Annotated in this window: 12 protein-coding genes and 3 pseudogenes; 6 read left to right on the top strand and 9 right to left on the bottom strand. The window is 54.3% G+C overall.

Annotation, left to right across the window (positions count from 1 at the left end; genetic code table 11):
* Positions 1–7 precede the first annotated feature (7 nt).
* From AFIDRAFT_RS03405 to AFIDRAFT_RS03395, 3 genes and pseudogenes are all read left to right on the top strand, one after another.
* Positions 8–1,435 carry a putative bifunctional diguanylate cyclase/phosphodiesterase gene (locus AFIDRAFT_RS03405; RefSeq protein ID WP_156786834.1) on the top strand — a complete coding sequence of 476 codons (1,428 nt, stop codon included), beginning with the start codon at positions 8–10 and terminating at the stop codon, positions 1,433–1,435.
* Between the two features lie 101 nt (positions 1,436–1,536).
* A pseudogene (locus AFIDRAFT_RS20105) lies at positions 1,537–1,626 on the top strand (NAD(P)H-dependent oxidoreductase); the annotation flags it as partial.
* A 64-nt stretch (positions 1,627–1,690) separates the two neighbouring features.
* Positions 1,691–2,877 (top strand): IS3 family transposase gene (locus AFIDRAFT_RS03395; protein ID WP_156786833.1). Its coding sequence is split into 2 segments (ribosomal slippage): positions 1,691–1,943 and positions 1,943–2,877, totalling 1,188 coding nucleotides; the frame shifts between segments, so codons are not numbered across the junction.
* Positions 2,878–2,892: 15 nt separating this feature from the next.
* On the opposite strand, the gene AFIDRAFT_RS03390 is transcribed toward AFIDRAFT_RS03395, so the two are convergent.
* On the bottom strand, positions 2,893–3,510 hold the full coding sequence (locus tag AFIDRAFT_RS03390) for a site-specific integrase (protein ID WP_009337681.1): 618 nt from the start codon (positions 3,508–3,510) through the stop codon (positions 2,893–2,895).
* Between the two features lie 105 nt (positions 3,511–3,615).
* The gene (locus AFIDRAFT_RS03385) at positions 3,616–4,218 is read right to left on the bottom strand and encodes a heme-binding beta-barrel domain-containing protein (RefSeq protein WP_009337680.1); all 603 of its coding nucleotides are present in this window, start codon (positions 4,216–4,218) and stop codon (positions 3,616–3,618) included.
* 645 nt (positions 4,219–4,863) lie between these two features.
* Between AFIDRAFT_RS03385 and AFIDRAFT_RS03380 the strand changes: the two genes are divergently transcribed.
* A complete protein-coding gene (locus AFIDRAFT_RS03380; RefSeq protein WP_009337679.1) occupies positions 4,864–5,778 on the top strand; it encodes a cation diffusion facilitator family transporter in 915 nt (304 codons plus the stop codon).
* A 250-nt stretch (positions 5,779–6,028) separates the two neighbouring features.
* Here AFIDRAFT_RS03380 and AFIDRAFT_RS03370 read toward each other — a convergent pair whose 3' ends face one another.
* The 6 genes and pseudogenes from AFIDRAFT_RS03370 to AFIDRAFT_RS03345 all read right to left on the bottom strand — a co-directional run bounded on the left by AFIDRAFT_RS03370 (position 6,029) and on the right by AFIDRAFT_RS03345 (position 11,886).
* Positions 6,029–6,412: a site-specific integrase gene (locus tag AFIDRAFT_RS03370; protein ID WP_040297775.1), complete on the bottom strand. Its 384-nt coding sequence runs from the start codon at positions 6,410–6,412 to the stop codon at positions 6,029–6,031.
* Positions 6,413–6,438: 26 nt separating this feature from the next.
* A pseudogene (locus AFIDRAFT_RS19210) lies at positions 6,439–6,560 on the bottom strand (integrase core domain-containing protein); the annotation flags it as partial.
* Between the two features lie 327 nt (positions 6,561–6,887).
* Positions 6,888–7,307: an EF-hand domain-containing protein gene (locus tag AFIDRAFT_RS19950; protein ID WP_009337676.1), complete on the bottom strand. Its 420-nt coding sequence runs from the start codon at positions 7,305–7,307 to the stop codon at positions 6,888–6,890.
* 242 nt (positions 7,308–7,549) lie between these two features.
* Positions 7,550–10,150 (bottom strand): cation-translocating P-type ATPase, encoded by a 2,601-nt coding sequence (locus tag AFIDRAFT_RS03355; RefSeq protein ID WP_156786832.1) that lies wholly within the window; start codon positions 10,148–10,150, stop codon positions 7,550–7,552.
* The gene (locus AFIDRAFT_RS03350; RefSeq protein ID WP_009337674.1) at positions 10,113–10,958 is read right to left on the bottom strand and encodes a universal stress protein; all 846 of its coding nucleotides are present in this window, start codon (positions 10,956–10,958) and stop codon (positions 10,113–10,115) included. Before AFIDRAFT_RS03350 ends, AFIDRAFT_RS03355 begins: the two co-directional genes overlap by 38 nt.
* A 259-nt stretch (positions 10,959–11,217) precedes the next feature.
* Complete coding sequence (locus AFIDRAFT_RS03345; RefSeq protein ID WP_244469007.1) at positions 11,218–11,886, bottom strand: CBS domain-containing protein; 669 nt, start codon at positions 11,884–11,886, stop codon at positions 11,218–11,220.
* 175 nt (positions 11,887–12,061) lie between these two features.
* Here AFIDRAFT_RS03345 and AFIDRAFT_RS03340 point away from each other — a divergent pair.
* Together AFIDRAFT_RS03340 and AFIDRAFT_RS03335 are read left to right on the top strand one after the other, a co-directional pair.
* Positions 12,062–12,243 (top strand): annotated as a pseudogene (locus tag AFIDRAFT_RS03340) (LuxR C-terminal-related transcriptional regulator); the annotation flags it as partial.
* 43 nt (positions 12,244–12,286) lie between these two features.
* Positions 12,287–12,691 carry a response regulator gene (locus tag AFIDRAFT_RS03335; RefSeq protein WP_009337672.1) on the top strand — a complete coding sequence of 135 codons (405 nt, stop codon included), beginning with the start codon at positions 12,287–12,289 and terminating at the stop codon, positions 12,689–12,691.
* Positions 12,692–12,774: 83 nt separating this feature from the next.
* Here the strand turns inward: AFIDRAFT_RS03335 and AFIDRAFT_RS03330 are convergent, their stop codons facing one another.
* Positions 12,775–14,367, bottom strand: a complete 1,593-nt coding sequence (locus AFIDRAFT_RS03330) for an MBL fold metallo-hydrolase RNA specificity domain-containing protein (protein ID WP_009337671.1) — start codon at positions 14,365–14,367, stop codon at positions 12,775–12,777.
* Between the last annotated feature and the right edge of the window lie 6 nt (positions 14,368–14,373).

The raw sequence follows: 14,373 nt of genomic DNA, 5'->3' as shown, positions 1-14,373 counted from the left end.
GGACTTATTGTCACGACTGGCGACCGCTAAGAATACAATACGGATCATTGAAACAACCGATGATCGAGAAATCTCGATTTCTAACCAGCCAATGCGCGATGGCGGATGGGTAATAACGCACGACGACATTACTGAGCAACGGAAGGCAGAAGCCAAGCTCTCTCATATGGCGATGCACGACGCCTTAACGGGCTTGTTCAACCGAGCCGCTATTCGCGAGCAAATCGAAAGCTGCTTCCGGAATTTACGACACGGCGAGCGATTTGCCATTCTTTTTCTCGACCTTGACCGGTTTAGGAGTGTGAATGATACCTTGGGGCACGAATACGGCGATGAATTGCTACGTCAGGTGGGCGATCGCTTGCGAGGACGCCTTCAGAAGGGCGACACTGTTGCGCGTTTGGGCGATGACGAATTTGTCGTTCTTCAATGCGAAGCTGATAATCCAACAAATCCGTCGAAGCTAGCGTCTAAACTTGTTGACTGCATCAGCGCTCCATTCGAGCTCGGCGACCACCAGGCGATCGTTGGCGCGAGTGTCGGTATTGCCATGGCGTCAACCGATGCTGATGGGACTGATGAACTTCTAAAGAAGGCCAACATTGCACTCCACCGAGCTAAAGAGGACGGTGGGAATACATGTCGCTTTTTCGAGGCAGAGATGGACGACATGATGCGTTCGAGGCGATCCATAGAAATGGATCTACGCTCGGCGCTTTCGAATGGTGAATTCGAGCTTTATTATCAGCCGATCGTTAGTATCAGGTCCGAACAGATTTGTGCCTTTGAGGCACTTCTGCGCTGGAAGCACCCTAAGCGCGGGGTGATATCGCCTGCTGAATTTATTCCGATTGCTGAGGAAACAGGGCTAATTATTCCAATCGGAGAATGGGTTCTTCGTAAAGCGTGCATAGAGGCAGCGAAGTGGCCGAATGAAATTCGCGTTGCCGTCAATCTATCTCCCGTCCAGTTCAAAACTTCCGATCTTCACCAAGTCGTTTTTGGGGCCCTGACGCAATCGGACTTAAAATCAAAGCGCCTCGAATTAGAAATAACCGAGTCAGCTCTACTCTTGGAAAATGAGAGGACACTTTCGATCCTACACCAATTGCGAGAACTAGGCGTGCGAATTTCAATGGATGATTTTGGGACTGGATATTCTTCGCTAAGTTATCTGCGGAGCTTCCCATTTGATAAAATTAAAATCGACCAATCGTTTGTACGCGATCTCTCCCACAATGAAGATTCGATGGCGATCATTAGAGCGGTCACCACCCTGGGAAACAGCTTGGGAATGACAATCACAGGTGAAGGGGTGGAAACTCAAATAGAGCTCGATTATTTGAGGCAAGAAGGTTGTACTGAAGCGCAGGGATATTTTTTCAGCAAGCCGGTGCCTCCAGGGGAAATCTCGAGAATTCTGCTGATGTGCTGATCCTCGCCGAGCCTTCAACCAGACTTGGGCAGCTTGGATGCCATCCCATCATCTTTACCTCTTTGAGAGGCTCTTGATTCGCTGCGCACCAAACGAGCAGGCCGTTGGCCAGCAAGGCTTTTAAGGATGCCATCGCGGCTGTCGATGCCGTGCTATTCGTCATTCCCGAGTACAATCATTCAATACCCGGCGTGACCTGCCACTGCCGATTTCCTCCACGGAGAGTTAGAGTCTGGCCTTGTGAAGGACGGACCAATGAAGCGAGCCAGGTTTACGGAAGAGCAGATTATCGGGGTTTTGCGAGAACATGAGGCGGGCGCGAAGACTGCGGATCTCGCGCGCAAGCACGGCGTCTCGGAAGCGACACTGTATAATTGGAAGGCCAAATACGGCGGCATGGATGTCAGCGAGGCCAAGCGGCTGCGGCAGCTCGAGGACGAGAATGCCAAGCTGAAGAAGCTTTTGGCGGAGCAAATGCTGGATGCAGCCGCACTTCGCGAGCTTCTGGTAAAAAAATGGTAGGGCCCGCCGCCAAGCGCGAAGCTGTCGCGCATCTGCAGGCCGCACTGGGCCTCTCAGAACGTCGGGCCTGCAACATCGTCAATGCCGATCGCAAAACGATCCGCTACCGATCATGTCGGCCACCGGACACGGAGTTGCGATTGCGGCTGCGTGAGCCCGCCAACGAGCGGAAGCGTTTCGGCTACCGCCGGCTGTTCGTCCTGCTGCGCCAGGACGGCGAACCGTCCGGGATCAACCGCATCTACCGGCTCTATCGGGAGGAAGGCCTCACCGTGCGCAAGCGGCGCGCCCGCCGCCGCGCCGTGGGAACACGAGCGCCGATCCTTGTCGAGCCCACGCCGAATGCTCGCTGGTCGGTTGATTTTGTGCACGACCAATTCGCCTGTGGCCGGCGCTTCCGTATCCTGAACATCGTCGATGATGTCACCCGGGAATGTCTGGCTGCAATCCCCGACACATCGATCTCGGGACGACGTGTGGCGCGCGAACTGACGGCGTTGATCGACAAGCGTGGCAAGCCGGGAATGATCGTCTCCGATCATGGCACCGAGTTTACGTCGAACGCCATGCTCGCCTGGGCGCAGGAGAACAAGATCCTCTGGCACTTCATCGCACCGGGCAAGCCCATGCAGAACGGATTCTGCGAGAGCTTCAACGGCCGGATGCGGGACGAGCTGCTCAATGAGAGCCTGTTCTTCGGCCTCGATCATGCCCGGACAAAGATCGCGGATTGGGCCGATGATTACAACGAGCAGCGCCCGCACTCGGCGCTGGGCTATCTCACCCCGGCGGCCTATGCCGCCAATCTCACCGCAACATGCGATCGGCTGCGCACCCCAGACCAGCTCCGCCGATCGCACGTTGCTCTACCCGCGCCCGACGGCGTAAAATCCGCCGAGACTCTAATCGCCGCTGGATGAAAGTTCAGTGGCAGGTCAGCCATTCAACAGGGAAGTGTCCGTCCCGCATGCGGTGGCATCAATAATGCGCTGAAGCTCAGGGAGGATCGGAACGTCGAGTGTGATGGGTTTGCGTTCGCGTCCTTTGAACTGCGTGAAATGCAGCCAGCCATCCTTGAAGTGGTTTGGCCCGAGCAAAACGGCATCGGATCGCCGCTGGCCGGTGTAGATCATCAATGCAAGAGCGAGGCGGGCCGTACTGCCGATGGGATGCGTGCGTTCGAAACGCTCCACCTCTTCCAGCATCCACGTGTGATGGCCGTCACCTTTTGCCTTCAGATATGGGACGGCTTGCGCCAGATTAGAGACGACATAGTCGTTATCGACAGCGTATTTGAAAACTTGCCTTAGCGCCTTTATAAAAGCGTTTGCCGACTCTGGTCTATCCGCACGCGCGTCACGGCGCTTACGAATGTGCTTCGGCAGGAGAAGTTTGTATGGCTTCTCTCCGTCTTCGGCGCAGAAGTTGTCAAGCACCTGCCGCCGCACATATCGCGTGCCGGCAAAAGCAATAAGCGTAAAGGCGGCGAACGCGGTTATGGGACGTAAAGTAGACGCAAACGCAGGATTTGCGTTTGCGTCAGCGGCGGCCAACGCTGTCCAAGCCGCAGCGCACCGAGGCGAAGCACTCGGCACCGACCCTCACAAGATCGCAGGCACAAGCCTCGATAAAGGCGTCGAGATGGATGCGCTTATCAATCAGGCATATTCGGCGCGGGGGTGATAATGCTTGACGCGATGTAGAGTGTTGTTGTCGGTGTGATGCATTTCCGCGCGGGTGGCGGCGAGTTTCAAGAGCAGATCGGACGCGTAGCTGAAGGTGCCGTCGTCATTGATCGTGAAGGTGCTCTTGAAGTCGCGGATTTCAGCGCGCTCCAGCAGATACTTGTTCTGCAGCACGCCGTAATGCGCCTCACCGGGCCTAGCGTTGAACGTCAGGATCCTGTCACGCGGTTTAGCGCTGCTGCCAGCGAGGATCGCGATGCCGCGCCCGAACACGACGGTGCGCATGACTTCGCCGTGAGCCTTATCCCACAATAGGAAACCAACCTCGTCGTGGAACGGGTCCATCGACTCTTCGCCGTGGCGCCACGCGGTCATGCCGTAGTGAAGGCCCCACAATTCCTGACGCCCATTCTCCTGGATCGGGATGGGCTTGAACCAAGCCTTTTCGAAGTAGGTGGTTTCGGATGTTTCGTCATCTTTGTTGTGGTACGATAAATCGATCCCCGCATCGCCTTCCCATTCGCCGACCAGCGGCGTCAGCGGCCCCAATTTCTGGGGGCCCAATAATCCCGCCATCATCGTCTCCTCATATTTGGTGAAACTAGGAGCCGCCTGATTCCGCGGGCATTTCCCATATCCCGTTCTCAAACCATTTGGGGCACGGAAGCGAGCCAATATAACGGAGGATCGACCTCGCTCCTTGTTGGTGCTAACCAGGGAGCTTGAGGTGACGCAGGGTTGGCGGTTCGTGGAGTAGCCACACATCCGCCCGCCACGCCTGCCAATCTGTCGCTCGCGGCCTAATTATAATTCGCCGGGAAGATATTCGAACTAATGATGCACCACGCTCTGCTCCACGCCGTCGCGCGCAATAGTCATTAGCGTGGCCAGGCCGCCCACGTCGTCCTTCCGATTGTTCATCTGCATTCGGCGTTGATTTTCCAGCACGTTCAACAAATCGGTTTCGGCGTCGCACCTGTCGCGGTCGACGCCGATCGGCCAGCCTCTTTATATCGTGGAATGTATTCGGAAATTTTCGCTCAAAATCGATGCGGTCACTACGCCGCCGGCTGGGGTCTACGATCAGTAACCCATTGGAAGCGCAGCCTCTTCGCTGTGTCCGTCGCAGCGACTTATGCCTATTATGCCATTCTACTAATGAGCGGCGCGCCGGTACGGATCGTGCTTCGATTTGGAAGTCGAATACCTAGGTGGTCGACGATGCATGAAAAGCTGAAGCCGACTTCGGAACAAGCGGCGCTGAAACTCTCCATACTGGTGACAGCGTTGACCGGCTTGACGGGTGTCGCTGCCGGCCTGGCAATTGGCTCCCGAGCCATCTTGTTCGATGGAATGTATAGCTTCATTGATGTGATGCTGACGTTTGGGGCTCTCACCGTATCGAAGCTCTTAATGCAGGAGCCAACACTGCGATTTCAGTTTGGCTATTGGCACCTGGAGCCTTTAGTCGGAGTGATCGAAAGTGCAATTCTCGTCACTGTCTGCGTTTACGCGGCCATCAATGGCCTCCAGGGATTGACGAGCGGCGGACAGACCGTCTCGTATGAGATTGGCGTCGTCTGGGCCGCCACGATGTTTGTTTCAGGAATGGCCATGGCCATCTACATGGGTCGGTTGGCGCGGCTGCAAAGGTCGATATTGCTTACTGTCGACGCGCGTGGTTGGCTTCTAAGTGCGCTGCTGAGCTTCGCGCTTCTCGTCGCCTATGGAATTGCGGTAGTTCTGGATGGGTCGGCTTACAGCCGATTGATTCCTTTTGTTGACCCCATTGCACTGCTTTGCATGTCGTTGGTCCTTTTTCCGATCCCTCTTAAAACCTTAGTCTCCGCCATTCGTGATGTGTTGGAGGTGGCACCAAAAGATCTCGACCAGAGCGTGCGATCGGTTCTGGACGCTCTGATGGTTGAGCGAGGATTCTTGCGTTATTCAAGCCACGTTGCTCAGGTGGGACGTGTAAGGTTCATCGAGATTCACATCCTCGTGGGTGCTGATTTTCGCGTTGAGACCGTTCACGCAGTCGACGCCATTCGACGGGAAGTGGCTGCCCGCCTAGGCGTGTCATGGCCACAAGCTTGGCTCACTGTTGATTTAACTGCGGATCCTGAGTGGGTCTGACGCTCGGTGTCTCCTTGCGAGTAACGCCGTGGTTACTAGTCGAGCAGGTCATCCGGCTCTTCTTCAGCCACCCAACTGACCTTGCCTTCGTCTTGAAGCAGGCGGCCGGATCGGGAGCAGCTATTGTTTTGCTATGCCGTTCTGGTCGGCTGCTAAATTATATCGATATTTCAATGATGTAGGAGTTCGCAGTTTTATTCCGAATGGCGCGCCATTAAATCAAAGACTTACGTCAGTTTTCAGCGCCGTGTTACGATAGCGTGGAAATACGCCTTACGATAAGGCTTATCGCCCACATCACTTGCTGAGGCGTGTGAATTTGCCGCTTGGCTTCGCGATGCCGCTGTTCGTGTGACCTTCGTGAGACCTCCGGACCGTCGCGCGTATAAACTTCCTGCACCATCACTTTGTCCACGTGGCCAGTCTGCTTGATGATGTCATCGTCGGAGACGCCAGCTTCGGACGCTTCGGTTACGCCCGAGGCGCGGCTGTCCATGTTTTTGACGTTGTCGGGAATTCCCGCCGCGCGTGCAGTTTCGCGCCAATCCCTACTGAACGACTGCCTGTCTGGCCAAGGCGATCCGTCTTTGCGCTGCGCAACAGGGCCGTCAGTTTCAGTATCGATCTTTTTCAAACATGCACGACAAGTCGGCAGGCAGAAAAGATTTCACCGTTTAGGCATTCGTCACGCAGCTTGCCGTTGAAGGACTCGCAATAGCCGTTTTCCCATGGGCTGCCCGGCGCAATGTAGAGCGTTTTGCCCCCAGCTTTGCGAACCAGTTGCGTACGATATTAGCTGTCATCTCCGCACCATAAAGCTTGGTCCAAAAAAGCCAGGTCAGCTCAGGCGTGATTTTTTTGATTTGACCAATCGCTAAATGCCACGATCCAAAGTGCTAATAGATTGAGGATGGGTATGAACGCGAGCACGGACCAAAGCGGCGATAGCCCGATTCTGTTAAGGATACGGCCAATTGGATAAATCACCAGCGCTATCAACGCTAAGAAAAAGAGCAAGTGGGTCGGTTCAGAAAATCCCATCGTATCGGACCACCCATACATCATCATTTGTTCCTCCGATTCATGTAGTGGCTCTTATTTCTGGATAGCTATCGCAGCGAGCCCCCATCCATGCTCGAGTGCATGAATGCTCCTATTTCTTCCGGAGTAAGCTTGCTGTCCTTGTTGCTATCCATTGCCTTGAAGAGTCGTTCGTGAGCGGCCTGAAACTCTGATAATGAGATGGCTCCGTCGCCATCGGCATCCATTAGTGCAAAAATCATACGAAACATAATGGGTGAGCCTGCCATGTGGCCGCCCATTTTAGTGCGCTCCTTCATGCTATGCTTCATCATTTCCATCATGCCATCTCGCTCTCCTGATTGATCGCCAGGACAGGTCGTTTGCGCGGGGCCTTCCACTTGGTCCTGGCGCCCATGATGGCCATTGTGATCGGCTGGCGATTGAGCATGCGCGGGATAAGTCAAGGCAGTGAACAGAAGCGCCGTGAAAATAGCTAAGCGTTGCATGGAATTTCTCCGACCTCGATATGAAGCAACAACGATGCTCGTCCGCAGCGAGTTCGGTTTGACCTAGATCAACATCACGAGCATCGGCGCGCACAGCGGTTTTCCTCTTTCACCGTGTGATTGCCGATCCGATAATGTCGTAGTTTCGGAGTTTGTATCGCGGCTTATTTGATGCGGCTCATCATGCGCGCTTTAAGCAGCCTGCTCGGGTAACGAGGCCACCGTTCGTATTCAAGTCGAAGCTATGGCTTGTCGTCGATTGGGACCGGTTTGCGGGTTATCCAGAAAATATATTTGGTCATTCCGAACCACCCGCCCAGTATGATTGAACTTGCGCTAACTAAAGCCAAAATAGGAAGAGACGGCGCCGAGGTCTGCATTATTTGGCTTATACTGGGCACCATAAGGATGATGAGGATTGCGAGTAAAACTAGTCCCAGAATTGCCCAGAACACCATTCGGCGGCGATCGAAGAACTGTGTTCCTGCCTCTGCGGATTCCGCAAAAGCGAGCGTACAATTGCTGAAAATAAGGGTGATAAAGGCTGCGGCGCGGGCTTCAGCAGGCGAGAAATCGCTGCGGAGCATTAAAACGTAGATCGCGAGGGTCCCAAATAAAATTACGCTGCCCTGAACCGCACTCAGGAGCAGCTCGCTGCGGCCGAACAGCGTGATTTTGGTGTCGCGCGGCGGTTGGTTCATGCTGTTTGGTGCCCCCGGTTCTGCCTCGAAAACCAGCGCGCAGAGGGGATCGATTGCCAGTTCGAGCAGAATAATATGAACAGGGAAGAAAAGCGGAGGAAGCCCTAAGAGCAAGGGCAACAAGGCCAGCCCCGCAATCGGAATATGCGTAGCGGTAATAAAAATGAGTGCTTTTCGAAGATTTACGAAGATTCGTCGACCGAGCTCGATACCTTCCATAATCGAGATGAAGCTATCATCGAGCAGAACGATATCCGCAGCTTCTCGCGCAACGTCCGTTCCTCTGTTTCCCATGGCGATGCCGACATGAGCCGCCTTTAAGGCAGGTCCGTCATTCACGCCATCTCCAGTCATGGCGACAATCTTTCCGTCCTCTTTCAGCGCTTGGACTATCAACAATTTCTCTTCGGGCATGACCCGGGCAAAAACGCGCACAGTCCGCAAACATTCCCGACGATCTGCGACCGTCATGGCGGCGATTTCAGAGCCGTTAATGACGCCCGCACTCACTGAAATACCTGCGGCCTTTGCGATTGCCCGAGCGGTGGCGGAATGGTCGCCCGTGATCATATAAACCGAGATACCGGCGCGGCGAGCCGTGGAAATTGCATTCGCGATGCCCGAGCGCACGGGGTCTCTAAAGCCGACCAATCCTCCAAATTCAAATGTCGGTTCTGCTAGGTTATTCGGCGCGACGCCTGAGAGAGTGCGGGAAGCCACACCGAGCACACGCAATCCCTCATCGGCCATCTGCTTGACAATTTTCAATAGTCGATCGCGTAAATCGGCCTCCATTCTGCAAATTTCAAAAATGGCTTCCGGTGCTCCCTTTGCTGCGAGCAAAGTGTCACTGTGTCTTCGCCAGGCGTTGATCACCGCAAGAAGCTTTGGCTCAAGAGGATGCTCGGAGTATGGGTCACTGTCGGTCACTTGGAGATCAGTTGCGGCCGACGGCGTCGCTTGATGAAGGGCGATATCCATCGGATCTAGCGGATGAACCGGAGAAGCGAGAGCGGCTACCGCTAACACCGTCGCTACGTCCGACTGATGATCGGTGGCAGAATGGAAATTTCCATTTACCCATATGCTTGCTACTGACATCCGATTTTCGGTGAGCGTGCCGGTCTTATCGACACATAGTGAAGTTATGGCACCGAGCGTTTCAACAGCCGCTCCCCGGCGAACGAGAACGCGCTTTTTTGCCAGTCGCCATGCGCCTAAAGCCATGAAGACGGCGAGCACCATGGGAAACTCTTCAGGAATGAGAGCGATCGAGAGTGTAATTCCGGCTAGAGCGCCGCCCATCCAGTCGTTCAGGACGGTCCCGTAGACAAAAATGATGAGCAGACAAAAGATAATGGAAAGCAGCCCCAACTGCCGTACCAATTTCATTGATGTCTGTTGCAATGGTGTAGGCTCGGATTGCACGCTTATGAGCGATGCGCCAATTCTTCCGAGCTGTGTCTGAGGACCCGTCTCAGTTACGCGGATGATGCTTTCACCTTTCACGACCAGCGTTCCGGCGAAGGCCCTTGTGCTTTGATCGGAGAAATCATCCCTGATGCTTGCCGTGGCAAATTTAATGAGTGGGACAGACTCGCCACTGAGTAAAGACTCGTCCACGGTAATCGGTTGTTCTGATAGAATTTCACCGTCGGCAGGTATCCGTTCGCCAGCCGCGATCAGAGCAATATCACCAGGGACGACTTCAGAAGCACGGATTCGATGCGTCCTGCCAGCGCGGATGACTCTGGCATGGGGTTCGGCTAGCGCATTGAGGGCGCGCAAGGCGCGTTCAGTGCGCGTTTCCTGGAGGATGACTAATCCTAATGAAGCGAGTGCACCCGCGGATATAAACAGGCCCTGACCAATATCGCCGAATATCAGATAGAGGCCAGCAGCTATGATTAGCAGAACGAATGTCGGCTCGTGCATCGTGTCTTTGACGATGTCCAGGAGCGTTCTTGATCGAACGTTGCGAAGAAGGTTAGGGCCGACGCGAAGAAGGCGCTCCTTTGCCTCTCGCTCGCTCAGGCCTTCATTGATCCGTGTTTCAGCGCCATCCGCGATAGGCACAAATGCCCCCTCGATGTTGGCTTCGACGTCAATGTGAAAGCAACAAAGGAACGGGCGGATTGGCAATCATGGATCTCGTCGCGCCTCCAAGGACGAATTCTCGAAAGCGAGAGTGGCCGTAGGCTCCCATCACCAATAAGTCCAGCCTATGATGATTGGCGAAATCTTTCAGCACTTCGCCGATAGATTGCCCGGCGGAATCAATTCCGTGAACTTCAACATTCACTTGATGCCGAGCTAAATAAGCCCCGATTTCGTGTGTCTTCCGAGTAACGTCGAAGTCTTTCTCGTTGAGAACGATAACAACGTGCACCTTTTTTGCGAGCCTGAGAATAGGCATTGCATCGGCCACGGCACGAGCGGCTGCACGACTGTAGTCCCAGGCAACCCCGATCGAGTCGATGGATGCATTTGGAGAGGTGGCCCGCTCTGGCAACAGCAGAACCGGTCGAGCGGAGTTAAAAATAATGGTCTCGGTATCCCACTGGTCGACGAGGTCATTCTGGCTAACGGGCAGAAGAATCAAATCCTTCAGGCGAGCATACTCAGCCGTCAAAGCGGGAATCCGGCCTGCGAGTTCTCGTTCCTTTATGACTTCGTGCTGTATCCCATTTCGTTCTGCTAAATCGCGAAAGAGCTTGATAAGAGTGGCCGCGTTTCGTTTGCTCTTGTCCATCTCGAGAGCCGCCATTCCCGAGATGTTTATCAGAGAATTCCCCAGAAACGAGCCCGGCACTTGAATCAGGGTTTCTGGCACAAAAGCAGAGATGCGGCAGTTGAGCGATCCAGCCAACTGAATTCCAGAAGCGATGACCTCTTCACTGGTGGGTGTCGGATAGGCCTTTAGCACCAACATCGCATCTTGAATTATCATTTTGTCCTCCTCGCAAACGCGTGGTCAAATCTGTGGGAGAGCGGTATTCACAAGCCAGCCGTGTTCAGAACTTTAGCTGGTCATCCGATAAAGCTTTTGAGTGAGATCAAGTGACGCTTCGGATGAATCGGATTGTGCATTTGCCGGTGCGAGCCGACGATCTGACATTTTCTTGGATCTGCAGTGAGATACCGAGATATGCGACTGCAATAGCGCAATCTGCTTTGTCGATGCGCAGCCATAGCTGTCAGCCTGCAGGCTAACCATCCTCCATGGGGCGCGCCACCACGCGCAAGTTATTCGCTACGACTCCTACGCCGGGTGTATTTTCAGCCGCTATGCGGATCGCATCACGTTCGTTATCGTTATAAACGATCCCGGTTATGTCCACATTGCCATTGCTGACGCAGATGCTGAATGGGCGACGAGCCCAAGGCTGCTCTGCGATCCTGTGGTCGATTTCACGCTTTATCATGGCGTCCGTGTCGCGCGGCAAGGGCAGCTCTTTTGTGTTGGCAAGAGCCTGCACTAAGTTCGCTCTAGTAATGATACCAATCAGGTGTCCATTTTCGATCACGGGCAGCCGCTTGATGTGATGCTTCTCGAAACGTCTGGCGACGTCTCCGAGAGTATCGTCTGGAGATGCGGTGAGAACTTTGGTGGTCATGACGTCTCGCACCATTCGGGAGTTTGATTTTACGTAATCGGCCGCAAGGTCGCGATCAGATGCGAATAGGTCGAGCCACCAGGAGCGGCGCGTCTCTGTATTCAATTCACGCCGGTGCAACAAGTCGCCTTCAGAAAGAAGGCCGACAAGAGATCCGCGCTCGTCGACAACGGTCAGTGCGCTAATTCCATTGCCGACCATCATTTTAGCCGCCTCGCGCACATGTACATTGGGCAGAACGCTCACCAGATGCTTGGTCATAACGTCTCTTACTTTCATCGGAGCGTCTCCTCTGTTAGCTGTTTGCCCCATGTAGATTGGCAGCGCATGAAGGAGTGCCATTGATGCAGATCAATGGCATGAGGGCCTCTGCGTGAGCTGATGGGCCTTGACGCAGACTGTCAGAGGCAGCCGTGCGGGTCCGATCGCTGGCCAACGCGAGCGGCAGGTTATGCAGGGATTGGCCGAAGGCTTGTCGAACAAGATGATCGCGGCGATCTCGACATCAGCCCAAAGACCGTTGAAGTTTATCGGGCAAACGTCATGGCCAAGCTGCAAGTCGGCAGCCTCTCTGAGTTGGTCCGGTTTGCAATCCGCAGCGGAATGATTGAGGGTTGAGCGAGATCAACACCGGCTAGTTCTTAAAATTCTAAATGAAAATATGGAGATTCAAGAGAGGAAGCATCATTGCCGTTCAGAACTTATTTTTGTGGTTGATGATGACTATGACGTGCGCCAATCGCTCACCTTTTTTCTCGAAGTCGAGGGATTCCAGGTTTTAGCTTTTCCGAATGCCAAGAAGCTCCTGAATTTCAATGAATGCGGCAACGCCGAATGTTTTATCATCGATTACAAAATGCAGCCGATAGACGGCATCGAACTTGCTGAGAGTCTGCGCCATATCGGGATAAAAGCGCCCATCATTCTCATCACGGGTTTCCCCGACATGCGCATTGAAGCCAAGGCCAAAGCTGTGGGCGTGTCGACGGTGCTGCTGAAACCTCACCTCGAAGACAGCGTTGTTCGATCGCTGCGGGAGGTGCTTGCAGCCAAGGAATCTCTGTGATGGCGATCGGAAGTTTAATTGATCTTGATAAGAGTTCGCTTGTCGTGAAGCACTACGTGGAACTCGCCATTCTCTCATAGCTGTTATGGCAGCTCATCGAGCGTTTTATTAAGTCGCCTGATAATGAGGCGCCGTGCGCGCTCATCGGCCGCTGCTTCGATCTTATCATTGAGGGCCAGAATAAATTTCGACATGTCGTTATGGGAATCGAGACGGATGACGGCTTCCGGCTGGAGGCGCCGCCGGGTCGAAGGCACTGACCGTGCCTCCTGTGGATCAAGCGCGTAGATTTCGTCGAGGACGGGTGCAAAAATCTGATTCGTTGGAATGGCGGTGTCCGCGATTTTTCCTCGGAGGCTTTCAATCGCAGCATCCTCGCCGTGAGAAAGAAACAATCCGCTTCGGATCGGAAGTCGAGCTCTGATCCAGTTCTCAAGCTCCGATCCATCGGCGTGGCCGGAGTACTCATCCATCTTGCGTATGCGCGCGTTCACTCGAATTTCTTCTCCCTGAATGCGGACCGCCTTGGCGCCGTCAAGGAGAATGCGTCCGAGCGTCCCGTATGCCTGAAAGCCGACCAGAAGCACGGTCGCCTGCTTGCGCCATAGCCAGTTTTTGAGGTGATAACGAATCCGCCCGGCTTCGCACATGCCGCTTCCGGCCAGAATGATATGAAAACCCGAAAGTCTCTCGATGGCTTTGCTTTCTCCCACATCCCTGGTGAATCGTAGTTGAGGTGAGTGCAGAAGCCGCCCGGCGTCCGTATCCGGCTGCAGAGCGGCGGAGTGCTTGCGAAACACTTCGGTCGCATGAATGGCGAGGGGAGAGTCGAGAAAGATCGGGCAATGCGGTATTCTATCGTGCTCCATTAGATCGACCAGATCGACGATTAACTCCTGCGTTCGCTCAACGGCAAAGGCCGGAATGATTAGTGGGCCTTTTCCAGCAGCCGCTTCATGAGCCTCCAGGGCAAGGCGGGCGCGCCGCTCCTCGGTTGTAGAATGTGGGCGGACGGTATCGCCATAAGTCGACTCGCAGACGACATAGTCGAGCCCGCTTGGTCCCGAAGGAGCCGATTGAAGAAGCTTCTCGCTTGGACCAATATCACCCGACATTAAAATTCTGAGTGGTGGCTCTTGCGCTCCATTATCGATCTCGATTTCAATTGATGCTGAACCGAGCAGGTGGCCTGCATTCCAGTAGCGCGCGCGGACGCCTTTTGCCGCTTCGACCCAGGTTTCGTATCTCACTGCGTCGAAGGCCTGGAGCGAGTTTATTGCGTCTTCTTCGGTGTAGATCGGAGTGACTGGCGCTCTTCCACGAGCCTGATTGCGGGGATTGAGACTTTTAACCTCCATTTCCTGAATGCCGCCGGCATCCGGCAGCATGTAAGAGCACAGATCAATGGTTTCCTGAGTGGCCAGGATCCGGCCCTTGAACCCGCTCTTTATGAGTTTTGGAATAAGCCCGCTATGATCGATATGTGCATGTGTGAGAAGAAGGACGTCCAACTCACGGGGATCGAAGGGGAAGGGACCATAGTTCATGGACTTCAAGGTTTTCGAACCTTGGAACATCCCGCAGTCCACCAGAAAGCGGGCCTGACCGGTGTTGAAAACATAACAGGAGCCCGTAACGGTGTGGGCCGCGCCGCAGAATTGAAGAGTCGTATTCATGACGCG

The organism is Afipia sp. 1NLS2, from assembly GCF_000178995.1.
In the GTDB taxonomy this organism is placed as follows: Bacteria; Pseudomonadota; Alphaproteobacteria; order Rhizobiales; family Xanthobacteraceae; genus Afipia.
This window is presented reverse-complemented; position numbering and strand designations above follow the sequence as displayed.